The 20900-nt window shown below is 70.6% G+C and carries 16 protein-coding genes and 1 pseudogene; 6 read left to right on the top strand and 11 right to left on the bottom strand.

Annotated elements, in window-relative coordinates; all coding sequences use genetic code 11:
* Window positions 1-488: 488 nt before the first annotated feature.
* From ACFYPR_RS29745 to ACFYPR_RS29735, 3 genes are all read left to right on the top strand, one after another.
* On the top strand, window positions 489-3371 hold the full coding sequence (locus ACFYPR_RS29745; protein WP_387263776.1) for a hypothetical protein: 2883 nt from the start codon (window positions 489-491) through the stop codon (window positions 3369-3371).
* A 4-nt stretch (window positions 3372-3375) separates the two neighbouring features.
* Window positions 3376-5355, top strand: coding sequence for a pre-toxin TG domain-containing protein (locus tag ACFYPR_RS29740; RefSeq protein WP_387263773.1), 1980 nt, complete (start codon window positions 3376-3378; stop codon window positions 5353-5355).
* Window positions 5356-5656: 301 nt separating this feature from the next.
* The gene (locus ACFYPR_RS29735) at window positions 5657-6046 is read left to right on the top strand and encodes an OsmC family protein (RefSeq protein ID WP_354855674.1); all 390 of its coding nucleotides are present in this window, start codon (window positions 5657-5659) and stop codon (window positions 6044-6046) included.
* 514 nt (window positions 6047-6560) lie between these two features.
* On the opposite strand, the gene ACFYPR_RS29730 is transcribed toward ACFYPR_RS29735, so the two are convergent.
* Window positions 6561-6758 (bottom strand): transposase, encoded by a 198-nt coding sequence (locus tag ACFYPR_RS29730; RefSeq protein ID WP_387263771.1) that lies wholly within the window; start codon window positions 6756-6758, stop codon window positions 6561-6563.
* Between the two features lie 149 nt (window positions 6759-6907).
* Here ACFYPR_RS29730 and ACFYPR_RS29725 point away from each other — a divergent pair, with 149 nt between their 5' ends.
* Window positions 6908-7357: a hypothetical protein gene (locus ACFYPR_RS29725; protein WP_355065888.1), complete on the top strand. Its 450-nt coding sequence runs from the start codon at window positions 6908-6910 to the stop codon at window positions 7355-7357.
* 300 nt (window positions 7358-7657) lie between these two features.
* On the opposite strand, the gene ACFYPR_RS29720 is transcribed toward ACFYPR_RS29725, so the two are convergent.
* Both ACFYPR_RS29720 and ACFYPR_RS29715 read right to left on the bottom strand, forming a co-directional pair.
* Window positions 7658-7918 carry a hypothetical protein gene (locus ACFYPR_RS29720; protein ID WP_387263769.1) on the bottom strand — a complete coding sequence of 87 codons (261 nt, stop codon included), beginning with the start codon at window positions 7916-7918 and terminating at the stop codon, window positions 7658-7660.
* Between the two features lie 11 nt (window positions 7919-7929).
* Window positions 7930-8646, bottom strand: a complete 717-nt coding sequence (locus ACFYPR_RS29715; RefSeq protein WP_387263767.1) for a DUF899 family protein — start codon at window positions 8644-8646, stop codon at window positions 7930-7932.
* A gap of 137 nt (window positions 8647-8783) precedes the next feature.
* Here ACFYPR_RS29715 and ACFYPR_RS29710 point away from each other — a divergent pair, with 137 nt between their 5' ends.
* Window positions 8784-9704, top strand: a complete 921-nt coding sequence (locus ACFYPR_RS29710) for an RNA polymerase subunit sigma-70 (RefSeq protein ID WP_355065882.1) — start codon at window positions 8784-8786, stop codon at window positions 9702-9704.
* Between the two features lie 11 nt (window positions 9705-9715).
* On the opposite strand, the pseudogene ACFYPR_RS29705 reads toward ACFYPR_RS29710, so the two are convergent.
* Window positions 9716-10963: pseudogene (locus ACFYPR_RS29705) on the bottom strand (IS701 family transposase).
* Between the two features lie 372 nt (window positions 10964-11335).
* On the opposite strand from ACFYPR_RS29705, the gene ACFYPR_RS29700 reads away from it, so the two are divergent.
* Window positions 11336-11866: a tyrosine-type recombinase/integrase gene (locus tag ACFYPR_RS29700; protein ID WP_387263764.1), complete on the top strand. Its 531-nt coding sequence runs from the start codon at window positions 11336-11338 to the stop codon at window positions 11864-11866.
* A gap of 15 nt (window positions 11867-11881) precedes the next feature.
* Here the strand turns inward: ACFYPR_RS29700 and ACFYPR_RS29695 are convergent, their stop codons facing one another.
* From ACFYPR_RS29695 to ACFYPR_RS29665, 7 genes are all read right to left on the bottom strand, one after another.
* Complete coding sequence (locus ACFYPR_RS29695; protein WP_354855681.1) at window positions 11882-12043, bottom strand: hypothetical protein; 162 nt, start codon at window positions 12041-12043, stop codon at window positions 11882-11884.
* A gap of 486 nt (window positions 12044-12529) precedes the next feature.
* Entirely contained in the window at window positions 12530-12910 is a 381-nt protein-coding gene (locus tag ACFYPR_RS29690; protein ID WP_354855682.1) for a DUF4913 domain-containing protein, read from the bottom strand.
* On the bottom strand, window positions 12904-14337 hold the full coding sequence (locus ACFYPR_RS29685; RefSeq protein WP_387263761.1) for a glycoside hydrolase family 19 protein: 1434 nt from the start codon (window positions 14335-14337) through the stop codon (window positions 12904-12906). The genes ACFYPR_RS29690 and ACFYPR_RS29685 overlap by 7 nt, the downstream gene beginning before the upstream one ends.
* 4 nt (window positions 14338-14341) lie before the next feature.
* Window positions 14342-16090, bottom strand: coding sequence for a type IV secretory system conjugative DNA transfer family protein (locus ACFYPR_RS29680; protein WP_387263758.1), 1749 nt, complete (start codon window positions 16088-16090; stop codon window positions 14342-14344).
* Entirely contained in the window at window positions 16087-17841 is a 1755-nt protein-coding gene (locus ACFYPR_RS29675; RefSeq protein ID WP_354855685.1) for an ATP/GTP-binding protein, read from the bottom strand. The genes ACFYPR_RS29680 and ACFYPR_RS29675 overlap by 4 nt, the downstream gene beginning before the upstream one ends.
* Window positions 17838-19337: an SCO6880 family protein gene (locus ACFYPR_RS29670; RefSeq protein WP_354855686.1), complete on the bottom strand. Its 1500-nt coding sequence runs from the start codon at window positions 19335-19337 to the stop codon at window positions 17838-17840. The genes ACFYPR_RS29675 and ACFYPR_RS29670 overlap by 4 nt, the downstream gene beginning before the upstream one ends.
* 20 nt (window positions 19338-19357) lie before the next feature.
* Window positions 19358-20899, bottom strand: a complete 1542-nt coding sequence (locus tag ACFYPR_RS29665; RefSeq protein ID WP_387263755.1) for a hypothetical protein — start codon at window positions 20897-20899, stop codon at window positions 19358-19360.
* Window position 20900 lies beyond the last annotated feature (1 nt).

Raw genomic sequence — 20900 nt, 5'->3', positions numbered from 1 at the left:
CCGCTACCGGGCTCGTTACCGCGGATCGTCAAGCGCTGCCCGTGCCAAGAAGTCCGGACGAACTCTTGTCTTGCACGACCGCCAGCGGCTCCAACCACCGGTCTGTAGACCGACGCGTCCGCGGTGCTGGGGCGTCCGGTGTCCCCCGGGGCCAGCGAAGGCACCGCCGCGAGCCGCGGCACATCAATCGCTCCAGACGAATTGGCGGCCACTGCGGCCTACAAGGTCCTCGAGGTGTCCGATCGGTCCACCGCCGATGGAGTACCCGTCACGCAGTGGTCCGACCTGAGCCTCGCCAACCAGCGGCGGCGCGTCATTCCTGGCACCTGAGCCGTTCCGAGCAGGTCGGTCAGCATCATCGCGAAAGGCCGTCGAGCACGACAGGCAGTGCCGTCCACGTCGCTGGTGACCTCGCCCGTTGTCGGCTCGGCGAGGCCGCTATCCGACAGACACTGTGCGCACGCGTCGCGACGTCCTACAACAGACTTATGCCAGACAGTCAGACCGTCGATGCCTTCAAGTTCGTCGCTGTACGTCCGCCGCAACTGGTCGGGCAACGTGAGGCGGCCCTCGGCCTGATCACCGACCAGCGCAGAGCCCCCGGCGGCGGGTCGCTCGCCGGCAACGATGATGGCGAGTCCACGCGGCACCCGGACCCGCGGCTGGCCGCGCTGGCCGAAGCGGCCCGCGCGCTGGCCGACCACTTCGGCGCGCAGCCCGGCGGCGACCCGCTGGGCGACGCGGACGCGGAACTGCGTGACGTGCGCGCCTTGGCCGACCGCGATGCCGCCGAGCTGGCCGGGACGGCTTGGGACGCGCTGTACCGGGCGTATCGTCAGGGCCCGGCGGCCGGACCCGACCTGGAGACGCCGACGGCCGCGCTGCGGGCACTGCACTTCGCCGCACTGTGGCGCGCCGACGCGGCAACCACCGCCGCCGACGCGGTGACCGCGCTGGGCGCCACCCCGGTTGTGCCCGCGGAGCTCGCGGTCGTCGAGGCGCCCGAGACCACACGCTGGCGCGGCTCCGCCTCGGTGGCAGGGCACGCCGAGGTGTCCGACGAGCCGGTCCGCGCGCTTCTGCGGGAGGTCGCGGCGACCCGCACACTGCTGGACGCCGTACGGGCGAACGCCGCGCCGATCCGCGAGCGGGTGCTGTCGGAGGAGCCAACCCAGCACGGCGACGTGTTCCGCAACCGGATCACGCTGGGACGCGTGGCGAGTATGGCCCGGATATTCGATGGCAACCTGCCCGAGGAAGCGCGGAGCGTCGCGGCCCGTCTACGGATCGGGGAGGCCACCGCGGTTCCGACGGCGACCGCGACCGCTCAAACGCACCTGACCACGCTGCTGCGGAGGGTGGACGCTCTGCGTGACGACCCGGCGCTGCGGCACGAGTTCCGGGCGCTGTCGGGCACGCTCGATCTGCACGACGTGGGCACCATCGCGCCGGGCCTGGACCTCCCGCCGATCTTCGATGCCGACCCCGACCCGGGCACCAGCCCCGACGTGGATGTCAGCGGCCGGATCCGGCCCCTGGGCGTCGGCGACCTGAAGGTGGTCAAGCAGACCCTGCTCGGGTACGCCCCGGGAGAAGTTGCACACATAGAGAACGTGCTCAAGGGCGAGCACCGCGAGCGGGTGCACCGCATGCTGGACCGGGTCGAGACCACTTACTTCGAGTCGTCGGAGGAGGTGAACGAGACCGAGCGTGACCAGCAGTCCACCGACCGGTTCGAGCTGAAGAAGGAGGCGGACCGGACCGTCAAGGAGGACATGAGCGTGCAGGCCGGAGTGACGGTGACCGCCGCCTTCGGGCCGGTCGTCACCACCGCGCACGGCGACTTCGCCTACGCGACATCCAAGCAGGAGTCGACCAGAAGCAGCTCGAACTTCGCCCGCGATGTGGTCGACCGCTCCGTCACAAAGATTCAGAAGAAGGTGAAGACCGAGCGCACCACCAAGACCTTCCACGAGGTCGAGGAGACCAATACCCACGGCGTCGACAACGCCCAGGGCGCCGCGCACATCACCGGCGTCTACCGCTGGGTAGACAAGCGCTACCGGGCACAGGTCTACAACTACGGCCGGCGGCTGATGCTGGAGTTCATCGTGCCGCAGCCGGCGGCCTATTGGCTCGCCTCGCAGCTGCGGCCGAAGACCGTGGTGGGCGCTGAGCCGCCGATACCGCTCGTCAACGCTAAGAACCAGCCGCTGACCGCCGCCGACCTCGACGAGTCGAACTACCAGACGTTCGCCAGCCGCTACAACGCCCAGGGAATCACCACGCCGCCGCTGGAATGGACGTACGCGGCGACGTCGTTCGAGCAGAGTGGCGTCGACAACGGCAAGACCGTATCGAAGATGCTCAAGGACCTGGTCGTGCCGGACGGCTACACCATGATCTACTACATCGCCAACGTGTCGCTGATCTACGTGGTCGGCGGGCCACGGTTCTCGATCCAAATCGGTGACGACGCCGCCGAACTCATCGCCAGCACCGCGGTCAAGCAGGGCGGAGTGCACACCCTGGGGTGGGCGCAGTCCTCGGAGACCTTCGACAACCCGACAGGGCCCATGGCGGTCAGCTGCATCGGGTACGACATCAACGCGTACTCGGTCAACGTCGGCATCAACTGCTACCGGAACGACGCGCACCTGCAGGACTGGCAGAACAAAACCTTCGAGAAGATCAGCACAGCCTACCTGGCCATGAAGACGGCGTACGACCAGAAGGTGGCCCAGGCCGGCGCGCCGGAGGGGGCCGTGGTGATCCAGGGCCGCAACCCGGCCACCAATCGGGAGATCGAGCGCACCGAGCTAAAGAAGCTGTGTGTCACCATGATGACCGGCAGTCACCTCAGCGACTACAACGCGATGACGGACCCGGCGGACGCCCCGGCGAAGCTGCCCGAGGTCGACGTGTACGAGGCGATGGCAGAGGGCCCGGTCATCCAGTTCTTCGAACAGGCCTTCGACTGGCCGCAGATGACCTACCTGTTCTATCCGTACTTCTGGGGCCGTAAGACTAAGTGGACCGAGGCCAGCAACCGCTCCGACATCGACCCGTTGTTCGCCCAGTTCAAGCAGGCAGGCGCGGCCAGGGTGGTGGTCCCGGTGTCGCCCGCATACAACCTGGCGGTCGCGTACTTCCTGGCCCGCAGGAGCCCTCGTCTGGCCGACCGGGTCTGGCTCGGCGGCGAGCCGCCAACCATCGACGACCCGCTGTACAAGTCGGTCGCCGACGAGGTGCGGGCGCAGACCGACGACCTGGCCGGCGCGTTGCCCGAGGGCAGCCCGTGGGAGTTCACCGTGCCGACCACGCTGGTGTGGTTGCAGGAAGGCCCCGAACTCCCCGTCTACCCAGCCTGACTCCATGGCCATCGACCTGGGCCCCTACCGGCGAATGCTGACCTCGGCTCGTGTCGAGTTCGAGGCCGGCATGACCGGCGGCAGGGCGAGCGCCTTCGAGCTGGCCGTGCTGCGCGGCGGGGTCGCCATCATGGCCGAGGATCTCGCTCGGCGGCCTGACTCCCTTGCCGCATACGAGCATCGCAAGGAGGGCGGTCTCTCCGGCCCGGAGCTGTGGAAGGTCACCGCGCGGCGGCAGGCGGCAGCCCCGCTGCGCCGCCGTGAGCTGACCCCGGAGGCCTTCACCGCCAAGAACAACGAATACCTGGCGCTGATGCGGATGCTGCGCGAACGCGCCACCATGCCCACGCACCTGGTCGTCGATCGCACCCGCAAGCGCGTACTGCTGGTACAGGAACACGACCGGGCATCGGCGGTGCCAGGATCTCCGGTGCCTCCCACGCCTTCTGTTCCCGACGCCCTCGACGCCATTGCGGCGACCCTGGCCGCGTGGGTGATGGCGCACCAGGGCGACGACGACTTTCTCACCCTGCCCGCGGCCGAGGGTATGAGCCGGATGCTGGCACAGCGCCAGGACCTGCTGGTCACGCTGCGGATAGCCCAGCAGCAGCCCACCGACACCAATTCCTTCCCGCTGCCCGTCGAACACCGTCCGGCGGTGCTGGAGGTCGTCGAGTTCGGCATCGCCCTCATCCCGGTCGTCGGCACCGCGGTTGCGATCTTCGAGGCGGCCTTCGGGTACGACATCTTCGGCTACGAGCTGACCGAGGTCGACCGGTGCATCATCGCCGCGGGCGTGCTGCTGCCGTTCGCCTCCCGGTTCGTCAAGGGCGGTCGGGCGCTCTACACCGCAGCGCGGATGGAGCGGCTGTACGGGCTCGGCGCCGCACGGTGGAGCCTCGCCCTGGCTGCGGGTGAGAAGGTCAGCGAGGACGTCACTGGGCGCCTCGCCATCTCCGAGGCCCGGACCCTGATCGCGGCGGGAAAGAAGGTCGATTCGGCGCTGGCGGCGAGGGCCGTCACCGCGCTGGAGAGGATGGGCGTCAAGCGGGGCAGCCCGCGGGGCATGTCCATCGCCACGTACGTCGCCGACTCGCTGAAGAAGCTCGTCAGCGGCACGGCAGTGCTCAGCGAGCTGGACCATCTGGCGCTGATGCGGGTCGTTGAGAAGGGCCCGAACATTAACCTGATGAAGGGGCAGCTGCTGGAGGAGTTCCTGGAGGCGCGGATCGCGGCGTGGCTGCGTGATCCCGCCGGGGCGCGTGCCCTGGGCATCCACATCCCCGCGCCCCAGACGCTGGAGTTCATCCCGGGCCACATGATCCGCGACGCGTCGGGACGCCAGCTCACCGACGGCATCCTGGCCCACCGGCAGAACGGTGAGCTGATCATCGTCGCCATCTTCGAGGCCAAGGCAGGCAGGCACGCCGCCCGGGAGTTGAAAATCGCCTCCGGCGGCATCAGTTCCCTGTCCCAGGCTGAGCGCGCCGAGCTGCGCGCGTACGCCCGTGACGTGCTGCGCGCCCGCAACAACCGGGCCCGGCTGCGCGGCGAAAAGTTCCCCACCAGGGCCGACGAGGTCGACGCGGCCCTGGACAGGATCGAGCGTGAGGTCGTGCTGAGCGAGGAGGGCGGGCAGGTCCGCCGCGACATCGAGCGGCTGGCGGCCAATGAGGACGGTACCGCGGCAGTGGTCCAGGTCGGTGAGGAGTTCCTGCCGGTGCGGGTCTCCCCGAAGGACACAAAGCTCTTCGGTGTACTTCCCAGGGATGTGCCGGTGGGGAACATGCAGGAGCAGCTCACGGGACTGGGCTACAACTTCGAGGTGCTCGGAATGAATGTGACGCAGAAGGAGCTGGTCGACCTGTCCAACAGCCTGCGCATCCACGTGCCGCCGGAGCACCTGCTGGGCCCGGCTCCCCTGCTCCCCCGCGGCGTGCCCGGCCAGGCCGTCCCGGTGCCCGCCACCGGCCAGCCGAAGTAGCAGCCCCACCGAACAGGCCCCATCCGGCAGCCAACCAGTCCTGTCGGCGTACGGGTCCAAATGCACAAGCAGGTACGGCTGGAGCGTACAGGGGTCGACGCTCCAGAAGGGGCGACGACGTCTGTCGAGCACCTTCCCATGTCGCATGACGGACCGCCCTGCCGACTACAATCCGTCACCGCTGGGGTGGTCGCGCTCACGCCGGATCGCGGCAGAAGCGGATGTCTCGGTATCTGGTGGTGATGCTGGTGACGGGCGACAATGAGCCGGTCGGGTGAGGCAAAACGGACAGGGGCAACCGGTGGAGCGATTCGCGGTCGTGGTCGGCGCCGGCTCGTTCAGATCAGATGACGGTGGTGCGATCGGGTTCCCTCACCGCTGGACACCGGAGGGCGTCACGGTCGAGGCGGACTTCACCGGGGCACACCTGTTGCACCTCGCCGCGGCTGGCTGCGTCCTGAATGACATATATCGGGAGGCAGGCGAACTCGGCATCCGGATCGACGGGGTACGTGTATCGGCCGAGGGAGGTTTCGACACGCAGACGTGGATATCGAGCGGCATCACCTACCAGGTCGAGTTGAGCTCGCCCGCGTCCGGCGACGAACTTGCCACGCTGCTGGATCGTGTCGACGATGTCGCCGAGATACCGCGGGCGATTCGAGCCGGGACCACGGTACAAAGAAGCTGACACGCCTCTCGACTCTCACATCACCAGCGGTCACGCCGGGCATCGCGCGAGGAGAGGCTAAAAGGGGCATGGGTGGGCGCCTCCTCGGCATCCGGGTCCCGGCGCTGACCGCGTTCCACCCGCACCCCCACATCGACTACTTCCTGACGCACATCTTCTGCCACCCGGACCAGGTCGAGCGGACCAGGCGCGGCCGCGGACGAGCTGGTAGCCCAGCTCGCCGCCGAGGGCACCCCCTCGGCGCTGCATACGGTGCACCGTCACCGATCGTCGACCCTGGCACCATCCACGTCATGCGCGGCGACCCGCTCCACCAGGCGCTAACAGCGAAGCAGACCAGGCTCATCTGACCCACGTACGAAAGGGTCCGGTCCGGGCCCACCGCGGTGATCCGGCGAACACGGTGGTGCCCACTGCGGCGGCGTGGACGTGGACGCGGCCGACCCTGCAAGTGTCACCCGGTACCGTGCCAAAAATTGTGTTGCAGGCTATGAGCTGCGGATTTGTGAGCGGATCAAGCGGCCCCGTGATACTCGTTGATGAGGCCACCAAGGATGCGGCGCCGGCGGATCGGCTTGTCGATCGCGACGACCGCGCCGCCGGGGTCGTAGTCGGGTGGATGCTGCTCCAGGCCCTGGTGTGGCCGGTGCCAGTCGAAGTGGTCCTCATAGTCACGGAGCACCGTGCGGGCGTGCTGTTCGTTGTAGATCACTACGACCCGCACAGCGTGCCGAACTGGCCGCCCTGCTCACGCCCATCGACCCGAAGGGGTCACACCCGTGGGAGGCCAACGCCTTCGATGCTGGAGCCCGGCACACCGACCGGTACGTCCGCTGGCTCACCGATCCGGACCCGCAGCTGGTGGGGTACGCCGCCGAACTACTCGCCTGGTTCGCGCCCGACGAGGCAGCGCTGGCCGGGCTCATGGCGGTCCCGGATGACGCGGCCCGCGCCGCCACCCGGGCCAGCGCCAACCTGACCCTCGCCCACTGCCCGGTCGGCTCGGAGCGGGTCGACGCCCGCCTCCGCGAGCTGCTGTCCGCGAACGCTGCGGTCGTCCGGGTCACGGCGGCGGTGGGGCTGGCGTACAGGCTCGGCGACCAGCTACCCGACCTCGCCCTCGACGTCCTCACCGACGCCCGCAGCTCGGACTTCGATGCCGAAGTACCCGGCTGGGACCGGTCGGTGCGCGGGTTCGTGGCACTCGCTCGGTCTCGGCTGACTTGCCGCCGCGACACACGGTTTTCAAAGGCAGTAGCCTCAGCACGCACGCCCTTCTTCTACCACGGTGTATGTGCAGTGAGTCGCTGACGGGCCGCTCGGTCATTCCGCACATGTTCCGGATCTTGCGGATCAGGCTGTCATCATTTCGCCTCGGCAAGCTCCGCCCGCCGCGCGCGCTGTCTTGCCGACATATCCTGGTTCGGCGCGGCCCGGAGTGCGAGTCATGGACGCCTGCGGGGCGAGGCGGAACATAGTTTCCGCTGATCAGACGGGGCATCGTCTGAGTACCGGGGTTACATCCCTCCGGGCCGTGCTCATATTGTGCCAGCCCCCGCTCTTACGGCCTAGTACTCCAACGTCACTTGATCTGCCGGCTGGCTTACTCGGCTAGCTCATGAAGAAGATCATGGCCGCGAGGCTTGCCCCCATGGCCAGGTGCTCCCAACGGAGCAGGTCCGTGATCGGTCGATTGCGCAGCCGGACGCGTGCGGCCGCCATCCAGCAGAGGTAAGCCGCCGTGGCGGCGCGTAGCAACACGAGCGCCGCGTCATGGCCGGTGACGATGCCGTGGTCCATCCGGGGCCCGGCGGCCATGTGGTGGGTAGCCATCGACCCGCCGTGTTGATGCATCAGCACGGCGAGCGCCATGAGCACGAGCGTCAGGACGTCACCGCCGGCGTAACGGCGGGGCGTGACCATTGGGCGGTGGGGCGGCCGTTGAGCCGCCACGGGTGACCACTGACCCGCGGCCAACCTTGGGGTGAGTTTTCCCAGTTCTCTTGCCGGCCGTACACGGTGAGGTCCAAGGCGTGGTAGCTGGTCGTCAACGCCTCCACGCCCCGCCCGGTGGTCCAGTAGGTTTCGTAGACCTGGTCGCCGTCGCGCAGGTAGCAGGCGATGAACCCAAAGTCGCGACCGTCGGCCAGAGCCGGGTCGGAGTCTTTCGCCGAATACCAGGGGAACGGGTAGCCCATGAACTCCGCGAACGGGGCACTTTCGTCGTAGGGGCCCTGGCAGAACACGGCGTAGGTGACGTCCCGGGCATGCAGGTAGTCCAGCATCTGCATGTGACAGGTCGAGAAGGTGCACCCCTCACACTGATCCCCGTACGGTTTGCCGTCGTGCCACATGTGGAAGTAGGCGATGAGCATCCGGCGGCCCTCGAAAACCTCCACCAGCGGGGTGTCCCCGCCGGGGCCCTGGACCGTCACCGTCGGCATCAAGGTCATCGGCAGCTGACGACGAGCGGCTGCGATCGCGTCTCCTTCGCGGGTATGGGCCTTCTCCCGGACCAGCAGTTCGTTGCGCTCGCGCAGCCAGGTCTCCCGGTCGGCGACCGGGGGCGTGGCTGCGCTGGACGCGGGGGTTGCCGTCATGGCTGTCTCCTTCGTGGGGTGGGGATTGGTCACAGGTACAGACGACCGAGTCGGCGATCGTCATCGGTGACCGATGACGGATGGGGTCCGCGGTCGTCAGTACGGTTGTGAGGACCATTCAGCCCCGGGGAGATCACATGTCCGACTCGCCTGACGAGCAGGCGGTCTGGCTGCAGCGCGCCTTCGACGAGCACCGGCGCGAGCTACACGTGCACTGCTACCGCCTTGCAGGGAACGTCACCGACGCGGACGACCTGGTGCAGGAGGCCTTCCTGCGTGCCTGGCGGGCTCGCGACCGCTTCGAGGGTCGGGCGTCGGCGCGCACCTGGTTCTACCGGATCGCCACGAACGTCTTCCTCGACAGCCGCAAGGCGGCCGGTCACCGGACGGTTCCGTATGGTGACCCGCTGGAGTGGTCCACCGAGCTCGGTCCCTATCCAGACGCCCTGTTGGCCGACGATCCGCAGACCGGTCTCGCCGCCCGGGAGACCGTCGAGCTGGCCCTGATCGCAGCGCTCATGTACCTGCCGCCGCGGCAGCGGGCGGCCTTCGTGCTGCGCGACGTCTACGGCTGGACGCCGCAGGAGATCGCCGGCGCGCTCGACACCGCCGTAGCGGCCGTCAACAGCCTCCTCCAGCGGGCCCGCCGCACCCTCCGGCGGCGCGCTCCGTCGGACCCACAGGACTGGCGCCGCCCGCAGCTCACCAGCGAGGACGAAGAGATCCTGCGCCGCTACGCCAACGCGAGGGACCCGAAGACGGTCCGGGCACTGCTCGCCGAGGACGTACGGATCACGATGCCGCCCGAGCCGCCGGTCGTCGGGATCGACGCGGCCGCGGAGTTCCTCGGCCGACCGCTCGACTGGCGTACCTTCCCCACCTCGGCCAACGGGCGCCCGGCACTGATCAACTATCTCCGCCGGCCCGGCAGCCCGCACTATGAGGCGCTGGTCGTCGACGTACTCCGGATCGAGAACGGGAAGATCGTAGAGAGCAACGCCTTCATCGGTGCCCGTCACGTCGCCGCCTTCAGCATGCCCGCCACGCTCGAGCCCTAGACGAGTAAGTCTCAAGCTAAGTGGCCGAGTCTGCGCTGGTAGTGGGATCGCCGGGCTCGGGCTTGGGATGTTCGTCGCCAAGTGGACCAGTACAGGGTGTGCGCTGGGGGTAGTGGCAGGGCGAGGACGAAGGCGTTGAGGAGTCGGCGGATCTCGGCGACGGTCAACGCGATGATCTCCGGGTCGGGGTCGGGCTGCTGCGCGGTGGTGGCGGCGAGGATGGTCAGGACGGCCAGGGCGAGCATGGCCAGGGTGATGAACCGGTGCCAGCCGGTCCAGCCGCGGACCTGGTAGTGGTCAAGGCCGACCTGGCCTTTGCCGGTTTGGAACAACTCCTCGACGCTTCAGCGGGATCCGGCGACGGTCACGAGGGTGTGCAGCGGCACCAGGCGAGGTGACCCGCACAGGTAGAAGGCCAGCTCGCCGGTGGTTCGGTTGCGGCGGATGAGCAGCCACCGGTGCTCACCGGGGCTGGTGGCGGTGGTGACCCAGGCCCACAGATAGTCGCGGGGACCTTTCGCTCCCGGTCCGCAGCTGTGCTGCTGCCACTCGGCGGTGGGTATCCGGTCGGCGAGGTCGTCGACGCGGATCAAAGTGCGGCCGTCGTTGACGTGCACGCGTCGGTCGCAGCCGACGGCCAGGACGTAGCCGATCCCGCGGTGTTCCAGGTCAGCGCGCAGGCCGGGGTCGGCGCCGTAAACCTCGTCGCCAGTCACCCACCCGAACGGGACACCGGCGTCCAGCGCAGCGGCGATCATCTGCCGGGCCAGGGCAGGCTTCGTAGCGAACCCGACGTCGTCCGGGACGCCGGCGGCGGTGAGACGGTCGGGGCGATCGCACCAGGATGTCTCGGGTAGGTAGAGCCGGCGATCGATCATCGCCCGCCCCGCCGGTGACACGTAGGCCAGGAACACCCCGACCTGGCTGTTCTCGACCCGGCCGGCGGTGCCCGTGTACTGCCGCTGCACCCCGGCCGAGCACACGCCCTTCTTCAGGAAGCCGGTCTCGTCGGTGACCAGCACAGCCTCGGGGTGGCCAAGCTGCTCGATCAGCCAATCACGCACGTCATCGCGGACGGCGTCGGCGTCCCACACCGCCGTACGCAGCAGCCGCTGCATCGCCTGCGGATCGTCGTGACCCGCCCGTTCGGCCAACGACCAGCAGGTCTTACGTTCCACGCCCGACAGCAGCCCTTCCACGAACTGCCCGGCGGTCCGACGGGGCTCCGCCCGCACGAACCGGTCCGCGACACGTGTCACCGCCTCGTCCAGGATGACCCGCCACCCGGTCGGGTCTACGCTGTGGCACACGGCCACCGCACGATCTTCGGTTGTCCTCACAAACCATCGATGATCAACGCGGTGGCTGTCCTCATGCCCGCGCCACGCCCAACGCCGAAGCCAAGTGACGTTGGAGTACTAGTTCTTCCTGTTGCGACCCTCGCCCGCCCGGGGACTTCTCCTTGCCTCCGCGAACCGGCCTCTTAAACACGATCCTGACAGTCTCAACCGGGGCGTGACACTGTGAGCAGGCATTAACGAGCCCGGCGGCGACAATGCGTAGCGCTCGGTTCGCGGCAGGTGCGGACGTCGAAGGCTGCGGTGTTTGGCTTCCGAGCGACCGGTCATGGTGTGGACCCCGCAACAGGCGGCGCGTTCCTCGACCACGCCGAGGAGCACGACATCGCCCTCTACCCACTGTTCGCGCTCATCCTTCACCGCAGCCTGCGCCGCGGCGAGGCCGTCGGACTCACCGACACCGCCGTCGACCTCGACAACTCCCTGATCAGCGTCACCCAACAGATGGCCACCCAGGGCTACACACCCGTGATCAAAAAGGTCAAGTCCGAGTCCGGCAACCGGATCATGGGCAGAGCCAGCATCACCCGCGTCATCCTGCGCGCCCACGACCTGCGGCACTGCGCCGCCACCTACCTCAAAGCCGCCGGCGCCGACCTCAAAGACATCCAGGAACTCCTCGACCACTCCTTCGCCGCCGCCATGACCGACGTCTACACCTCGGTCATCGCCGAACTCGACGTCAAACGCGCCAAAGCCGAAGCCGCCACCGAGGATGACCTGCCGTTGCTCGCGTTCGACGTCGACGCCGCGTCCTGGCGGTCCTTCGTGGACCTGGCCAAGCGGATCGGCCCCACCGGCTGACCCCCCACGACGGGCTCAGGCCGACGGCTTAACCGGGGGCCGCACGCCGAGCCACTGCTCGGCGTCCCAGGCGTGGAACCGTTCCACCTCGGTGAACCCCAGCTTTGCCGCGAGGCGCATCGAGTTGACGTTGGCGGACTGGGTGGTGAGCAACCACCGGCTCGCCGGGAAGGACACCGCCGAACCAGTCGAGCGCCGCCACGCACGTCGCGGTGGCGTACCCGAAACCCCAGGCAGGCGGCAGGAACAGGTAACCGAGATCGGCCTTTCCCACGGGCCGCCGGACGACGATGCTCCGTCGCGCGCCAAAGCGGGACCCGGCCGATTATCGCCCTGTCGAGGTCGACGACGAAACTCCCTCGCCACCGTGCGGGCACCTCGGGCAGCTCGCACTCAAGCTCGTCCGACGACCGGGGCCACCGAGGTAGGTGTGCCTCCGGCGACGCCAACAGCTCGATGAACGTCGACCGGTCCCGGGCCTCGGACGCGCGAAGCACCAGTCGCTCGGCCCGGATCGGTTGGGGCGGCCAGGCGACGGGTCAGATCTCAGTCATGCCGAGCATCCAACCAACGCTCGCCGCCACCGCTACCTAGGCGGCATCGGCCCGAAGGACGGCCGGCCCCCCGGCGGCCGTCCTTCGGACGGTTCTCCCGGCGGGTCGCTCAGTCGTCGCGCTCGACGTAGGGCCGGTCCTTGGGCCGGTGTCCCCCGGGCTTGCAGCCGGCGAACGGTCCGTTGGGGTTGCGCAGCGCGTCCATGGTCGGCCAGAGGTGGTTCTGGTGCCAGAGGGCCGGGTCGGTCGGCGCCGCCCGGGGGCCGGTACGTTCCTGCCAGGCGAGCCAGAGCCCGTGCAGGTAGGCGATCGCCTCCGGGTGTTCCCGCCAGCGGGGGCACCAGGGCGCGCCGGAGGTGACCTCGCCGCCGTAGACCGGGAGCAGCAGACCCTCCACCCAGGAGGTGAGCCGGCGCAACTCCTCGGCGTACTCGGGTCCGTCTAGGTAGAGGATGAAAAACGGCCTCGGCGGCGGCTCGTCGGTCAGCACGTCAGCGTCCCCTCGTCACCGGGGTCGACGCCGAGCGCGGCGGTGAACCGCCGGTACGCGTCGACCCGCGCCCGCACCAGCGCGGCGTTGCCGCCGCCGCACTCCAACGCCCCGTTGATGCTGCGGATCGTCTCGCCGAACCCCCCGCCGCCGGTGATCGCGGCATGCGGGGTGGTCGTGCCCGCGCCGCTCTGGGTCATCCAGAACCAGAGCGCGGTACGCCATGCCACCGCCGGGTCAGTGGCCACCAGGTCCGGGTTGCCGAGCAGGTCCAGCCCGAGCGCGTCGCCGGCCGCCTTGTAGTTGGTGTTCCAACTGAGTTGGATCGGCCCCCGCCCGTGGTAGGCGCTACGGCCGGCCGGGCAGCCGTAGGGCTGGCCGCCGTCGCAGTAGGTGCCCCACGCGGCCCGGTCGATCTCCTCGACGTGGACCAGGCCGCCGGACTCGTGGTCCACGTTGGCCAGGAACGCCGCCAGTTCCCGCTTGCGGGTCGCCTCGTCGCCGGTGCCGGCGAAGTCGGGGAACGTGGCCATCGCGTCGGTGAGCCCGGCGTACGTGTAGAAAGTGTTGCGGTCGGGGAACATGGTGTCGAACGTCGACCCGGTCAGCAGCGTGCCCTCGTCCCCCGTCACCACGCGCTTCTTCGCCCCGGCCCCCGGCGACGACGTCGGTGTCGGCAAGGCGGTGGACGTGTCCGTCCCGCCGATGGTGTAGCGGGCGAACAGCCCGCGCACCCGCAACGGGTAGCTGTCCAGCACGATGACCGGCATGCCGCCCAGCGCCTTCACCGCCTCCGTGCCCTGGTCCCAGGCCATCAACGTCAGCGTGAGATGGTCGCCGACGACCGTCTTCTCGTCCAGCATCCGCTGGGTCTCCTCGGCCAGGTGACAGAACCACCGGGCGTGGGCGTGGATCGAGTCCTCCGGGTCCAGCGCCGAGGCCTCGCCGCTGTCGTCGTCGTCCTTGCCGTAGCGCTCGAACACGTCGGGGGTGAGCTGGGACAGCCCCTTGCGGCCGTCCTGACCCTCCTTGTCCGCGTCGAAGTCCGACGCGTACTCGATCTGGGCCGCGAGAATCACGGGGGTGAGCAGGTCGCACTCACGGGCCGCCTCCCGGATCGGCGCGACCAGGTCCGCGTCGGGCACGCCCGACTCCTTGAACCCGCCGCGGCCGTCGCCGCCGGCGAGTTCGGTGAGGACGCTGCCGCCCGCGCCCGGGCCGAGCGTGCTGTCCGGGTCCGGTGAGTACGAGGTCATCTGCGAACCGCTGAGCAGGATGACGACCACCAGGACGATCAGGGCCAGCGCCGCCATCGCGGCCAGCGGGAGCATCCCGACCATCGAGATGATCAACCAGGTGATCTGGGTGGCGCCGAACCGGTTCGTCGCCGTCTGGTGCGCGGCCCGCGCGGCCGCCAGCTTCGACACGCCGTCACCCGGCCCGCTGGCGCCCGGCCGCAGCCCGCGCCCGCGCGGTGACCGCCTCCGCCTCGGTGCGGGCCGCCGCCGCGATCGGCCCGGCGTTCGGCTCCTTGTACCAGGGACGCAACCGGATCACCGCCGGCCGCACGCCGGTCGCCAGCAGCAGCGCGGTGCCCTTCGGCAGCGCCCGGATCCGGTCCGCCGGCAGCACCTGCTCCTGCCGGTACGACACCGACCGGGACGAGCCGTCGCGGGACCGGGAGTAGGTTGGCGTACGGACGTCGTGCTGGCCGATCAGACGGGCCACCTTGTCCACGAAATCGGCGTCGTCCAGCCCGGCGCCCAGCAGCTTGACCGTGGCGGCGCCCCACAACGCGTCCATCCCCGCCTCGCCCCAGACCCGTACCCCCTGCCGGTAGCTCTGCAGCAGCGTCACCACGCTGATGCCCCGCGAGCCGAGGTGGCTGTAGAGGTCGGGCAGGTCGGCGATGCGGCACACGTTCGCCGCCTCGTCCAGCACGGCGGTCATCGGCGGGTCCAGCCGGCCGCCCATCCGCTCGGCGGCCACCACGCCGGCCCGGACCACGGCGTCCGCTAGGCCGGCGATCACTCCGGCGGCCGAGCCGCCGCCGTCCTTGGACAGCAGGTAGAGCGTGTCGCGGCTGAGCACGTGCTCCTCCGGGACGAACTCCGGGCGGTCCGGGTCCGGACTGACCCAGGCCAGGATCTCCGGGTCGAGCAGGCAGGCGACGCACTGCCGGGACGTCTCGTAGATGCCGTCGCGGGTCTCGACCGCGCCGCGTACAGTGCCCTGGAGCTGATCGGCCATCGCGTCCAGGCCGGCGTCGCGGAGCAGGTCGACCGGGGTACGGTCGCCCGGGTCGGCGAGCCAGGCCAGCATCTCCCCGACCGTCGCGCCGCCGTGCGAGGCGGCGAGGAAGAGAGCGGTCAGCGTGTTCTGCGCGGCGGCGATCCAGAAGTCCCGCTTCGACGCGTCGTCGTTGACCGAGCTGACGAAGTGGCCGGCGAGCCGCCGCGCGCCCTCCAGGGTGCGGCAGCCGCCGAGCAGGTCCCACCACATGTCGCGCTCGGTATACGCGACGCCCTGCGGGTCGAACGTCCACACCCGACCCACCCGGGCCCGCTCCTGCCGGGTGACCAGGTAGACGTCCGACTTGTTCGAGGTGAGCAGCACCGCGCCGGGCGCCCGCAGCACCCGGGGGATGGCGATCCCGGTGGACTTGCCGGCCCGCGGGGCCATCAGGTCCAGCTCCACGTCCTCGTACGACGAGCGCAGCTCCGGCCCGGACGGCAAAAGATCGCCGAGCAGGTTGCCGGTGTCGTCGGGGCGCAGGCGGGCGGCGTCGCGCAGGGACGGGCGCAGCTCACGGGCCCGGGCCTCGGCCGCCTTACCGGTCATGGCGCGCAGGTCGGCTGCGCGGGCCAGGTTCGACGACTGGCCGAGGCGACGGGCGACGGCGCGGGCCGCCGCGACCACCGGTGCCGCGACGGCCGGGACGAGCACGACCGCGCCGCCGTACACCAGGGCCGGCGGCACGCCCGGCCAGACCGTCCCGACACCGCCGCCGAGCAGGCTCAGGTAGACGTCGAGGCGGAACGGCGGCGGATGCCAGCCGTACCCGCCGACGGCGGTGGCCAGCGTGCCACCGAGCCACAGCAGGACGAAGGCGGTGAGGTTGATCAGCGCGAGCGTCGGGATCAGCCAGGCCAGCAGGTCTCCGCCGGTGCCGCGCTTCACCGGGCACCCGCCCCGGGAAGGTCGCCGGCCGTCACGGCGCGCACTACCGCGGCGCGTTCGGCCAGCATCCGCTCCGCGTCGCCGTTGGCGATCCACCGCGTGTTCGTGTCGTGCAGGTGCCGCTCGGCGTCCGTGATCGCTACCCGGATCGGGATGCCGGGCCGCCCACCGACCTTGATCAGAAACCGGCCTCGGCCGGGCGGCTCCTCGTTGGCGCCGTCCTGCGCCCAGCCGGCCGGCGAGGACCAGGACGAGACCAAGTCGATCTCGCGCCGGGAAAGCCCCACCACGCGGCCCAGGTCCTCCATCTCTGCCTTCGGCAGCCCGGCGCAGGCGACCATGCCGGCGCGCTCCACGAAACCCCGGGCCTTCGCCTTGTCCGCCTCGCTGCCCAGGGCCTCGGCGTCCTTCAAAGTGTGGGTGATCTTCGCGTCGGCGAGCCCGAGCGAACGGTTCAACCGGGTGAGCGCGTCGATCCGGTCGACGATGCCGGAAGCCGCCCGCAGCGGGCGCCACAGCTCGTCCAGCACGGTGAAGAACCAGCGCCGGGGCGCCAGGCCCGCATCCGCCAAGGCGTGCGACGCGGACACCGTACCCAGGCCGTCCGACCAGGCCGCGAGCATCGCGGCGGCGGTCAACTGCCCGTCCGCCTCACCGATGCGGGAGATGTCGATGCAGACGGCGGTGGCGTCCGGGTCGATCCGGGTGGCGGTCTCGGAGGCGAAGGTGTCGCCGAGCGGGCCGTCGAGGATGCCGAGCAGCGACCGGTGCAGCGGGTCGACGGCGTCACGGTAACGCGACTCCTGACCCCGGTCGAGCGTGACCTGCCGGACCCGCGGCGGCCCCGCCTCCAGCACCGCGAGCAGGTCCGGCAGCCGGTACGTCCGGCCCGGCGGCGTGGCTTCGCGCAGGTGCCGCAGGCAGGCCGAGAGCACCGACTGCTCGTGGTCGCTGATCGGCACGCCCCGCACGATGGTGAGCAGCGCCGCGACCATGTTCAACACCCGGCCGTGGGTTTCGGCGGCCAGCGCCTGCCCGGCCTGCCCGCCGATCCGCGCGGCGGCGGCGCCCATCGCGCCGGGGTCCAGCACGTTGAGCCCGCCGACGCCCCGGGCGATGGAGATGACCTGCCCGCCGAGCGCGCGGACGGTGTCCGCGTAGTCGGGCTTCAGGTCGCCCAGCACCAGAGGGACGACGCCCTGCGCGGCCAGGCCGATCAGCATCCGATTGATCAGCGTGGACTTGCCGAGACCCGGCATGCCGAGCATGAACAGCGACGGGTTGGAGATGTAGCGCGCCCGGGTGAACCAGTTGAGCGGATCCCCGCACACCGTGGCCCCGGTGCTGATGTGCTGGCCGAGCGGGACCCCGGTCATCGGGGCGCCGGAGCCGGACGCGAACGGCCAGAGCCCGCACGCCTGCACGGTGGTGGCCCGCCACATGGTCGGCGGGTCCAGCGTGGCCACCCGTCCGCCGCCCACGACGGGCGACCCCCGGTGCGGCACCTGATCGGCGCGGTCAGCCCGGGCCAGCCGCTGCCGGTACCGCTGCTCGGCGGCCTCCTCCGCAGCCCGCCGCCGACGCGCCCGGCGCAGCGCCCGCGGGGTCTGCTCGCCCGTCTCGTCGGGCTCCCGGTCCTGCGCGTCCACGTCCGGCACCACCAGACCGGACATCGCGGTGACCGGTCCGGACGTCATCCGGGGCCAGCCCGCCCCGAGATCCAGCAGCCGCACGCCGTCGCCGCCCGTCACATCGCCTCCTGCAGGTCGTGCGGAACGAACGCCTGCTCCCAGGGCAGGATGCCGACGGGCAGGGCGCAGGTGAACGCCGCGGCCTGCATCCGGTCCGCCGGGCGCATCGCGATCCGGGTGGCGCCGAGCAGGTTCCGCATTGTCACGTTGGCGTCGCGCACCTCGGCGGCCGAGTCGACGGTCAACGTCACAAGCATCGAGAACTCGACCAGACCGGCGCCGGAGGCCTCCTCTGCCGCCGTCTGCTCGGCCGCCTGGATCTCCGCGACCGCGCGGGCCCTGACCAGGCCCTTCGTTGAGTTCGCCATGAACTGGGCGGACCGGCGGTCCGACTCGACGATCCGGGCGGAGGTCGCCGGATCGATCGGACGGTAGATCAGGGCCACCCGCTTGCGGCGGATGCCGGCGGCCGGGTCGAGCAGGCTGCGCAGGATCCCGGAGCGCACCACGCCGCGCGGCGCCATGGTCAGCAGCCAGCTCCGGGACACGCCGGAGTCGTGCTGGTAGGCGGTCACCGACTCGATCGCGGCGGCCGGCCCGGCGTCGTCCCACTCCAGCCCGGTGCCGCCGTGCTGGGCGCGTACGTCGAGCACCTCGGCCGAGACGGCCGGGTCGTAGGCGACCCGGACGACCTCGGCGATCCGCTCCGCGGACAGCGGCTCCGCCGACCCGCCGCCGGCCGCCACCAGCCCGTTGAGCACGCCGTGAAGCCGCAGCCCCAGGTCGGCGAGCATGGTGTCGTCGTCGCGCCGGGCGCCGCCGGGCGCCGAGTAGGTCAGCGTCAGGTAGGTGTTCATCTCCGAGGACGCGTCCGGGTAGTTGCGCACCACCTCCTCCATCACCGCGCGGGCGGCGGGCGGCGCGTCCGGGGAGATCCGGCCCAGCACCTCGGTGGCGAGCCGGGTGCCTGGGTCCGGCGCGGTCTCCACCACCACCGAGGCGCCGCGCAGTCCCGGCTCGTGCGCCAGCCGGGACAGCCAGTCGCCCCACAGCGCCACCCACGTGTCGACCTGGTCCGGGTCGACCAGCGACCCGCCGTCCGGCTCGCAGCTGAGCACGATCGTGTACTGGTGACGGTTGGGGTGGTGCAGCACGCCGAACGGGCGGTCGTACGGGTCGCGCCCCTCCAGCATGACCGCCCGGCTCAGCAGGCCGGGCGGGCGGAACCGTCCGCCGGGGCGTGTCGACAGCGGCCCGGAGACGTACAGGTGCTGCCGCTTGGACTTGCGGCGCAACCAGCCCACCCGGACGCCGACCATCTGGAAGACGTTGCGGCCGTCCGGAGTGCGGATCGCCAGCGGCGCCAGCGTCAACGCGAGCGGCAGCCCCACCACCAGGGCCGCGTCCAGCGAGATCATGGACGCGAGCAGCACCAGCACGAGACCGCCGAAGAGGCCGACGGTCCCGATCAGGCCCAGCGAGCCCAGGCCGGCCTTGCGGGGGCGGCGCCAGTTTCCGTACGTAAGTGTCTTGATCTGTTCGGTTGCCGTGGTCATGGTCGTCCTCCTGAGCCGGCCTAGTCTCGGTCGGGGTTCGGCAGCGCGCCGTCGGCGATGCCGGCGGCGTGCCGGTGGGTGCCGGCGACGACGCCGGCGCTCTTCTGCACGGTCCAGGCGGCGGCGCCGACCGCGCCGCCGACGACCCGGCCGGCCGTCGACGCGACGCTGCGCCCGCCGCCACCTGCCGACCCGCCACCGCCTGCCGCATCGCTGCCGGACGGCGGGCTACTCGCGGGCGCCGGGGTGCTGCTCGCGGGGGTGCTGCCGGATGCCGATTCGCTCTCGGGCGCCGGTCTGCTGCCCGACGCCGGCTCGCTACCGGACACCGGCTCGCTACCGGACGCCGGTTCCCCGCCGGACGCCGGTTCCCCGCCGGACGCCGGTTCCCCGCCGGACGCCGGCTTACTCCCGGACGCCTGCTGTCCTGCGGACGTCGACCCGCCACCGCCGGCCGTGCCCTCGGCTGTGGGCGCCCCGTCGGGCGTGGAGGCGCCCTCGGCCGTGGACGCCCCGTCGGACGTCGACGCCCCGTCGGCCTTGGACGCGCCGTCGGACTTCGACGCACCATCAGCCTTGGACGCGCCGCCCCCCTTGGACGCCGCGCCGGTGGGCGCGCCGCCGCTCGGCGCCCTGGCCGCGCCGCCGCCGCTCGAACCGCCGCCACCGGCGATCCGCTTGGCCCCGCTCGCCACCGCGCCCGCGCCGGCGGCGCCGGCGGCGACACCCGCGCCCACGCCGTCGGACGAACCGAGCGCCGCCATGGCCGGCACGATCAGTCGCATCAACGCCGGCAGCGCGACCGCGGCCATCAGCAGGATGGCCGCGCCGGCCAGCTTGTAGTGCTTGGCGTCGCCGTCGACCGAGCCGATCATCGCCGCCCCGGAATACATGATCAGCCCGACCACCGGTTTGAACGCCAGCCAGGCCACCATCCAGGCGATGTGCTTACGCCACCACCCGCCGCCCGACTCGGTCATCGACGCCGCGGCGGCCAGCGGCAACGTGCCGGTGAGCAGCACCATCGCGCCGAGCCGCAGGTACATCAGGATCACGTGGATGCAGCCGGCGACCAGCAGCAGCAACCCGATGATGATCAGCAGGAACGCGGTGAGCCCGTCGGTGCCACAGTTGGCGATCAGTTTGAGCTGCGCCTTGATGCCCTGGTCGTACAGGTGGTCGCTGTAGTGGTCGGCCTCGGTGGCGAGCAGGTTGAGCACGGTCCACGCGGCGCCCACGGTCAGGATCATGCGGACCAGGCCCGACAGCGCCGTCCACAACGCCTGTCCCCGCCGTAGCAGTGCCATCCGGAACGCCGCAGCCAGCAACGACGCCACCGCGATGGTCACCACGAGCCAGTCGGTCTGCAGGTGGATCTGATCGTTGATCTTCTCGTCGCCGAGCGTCGGCACGTCGCCGAGGTTGGCGAACAACTCCACCGCCGCGCCCATGATGGCGCCCGCGATGTCGCTGAGGATGCCGTCGATGCCCCGCTCGAAGAAGCCGACGACCTGGCCGATCTCCCCGATGTAGACGGCGTCGCCGGTCGCGCACTCAGCCATC

Source organism: Micromonospora sp. NPDC005254 (assembly GCF_042872525.1).
In the GTDB taxonomy this organism is placed as follows: domain Bacteria; phylum Actinomycetota; class Actinomycetes; order Mycobacteriales; family Micromonosporaceae; genus Micromonospora.
Note: the sequence above shows the minus strand (reverse complement) of the source record. Positions and strands in the feature narration are given on the sequence as shown.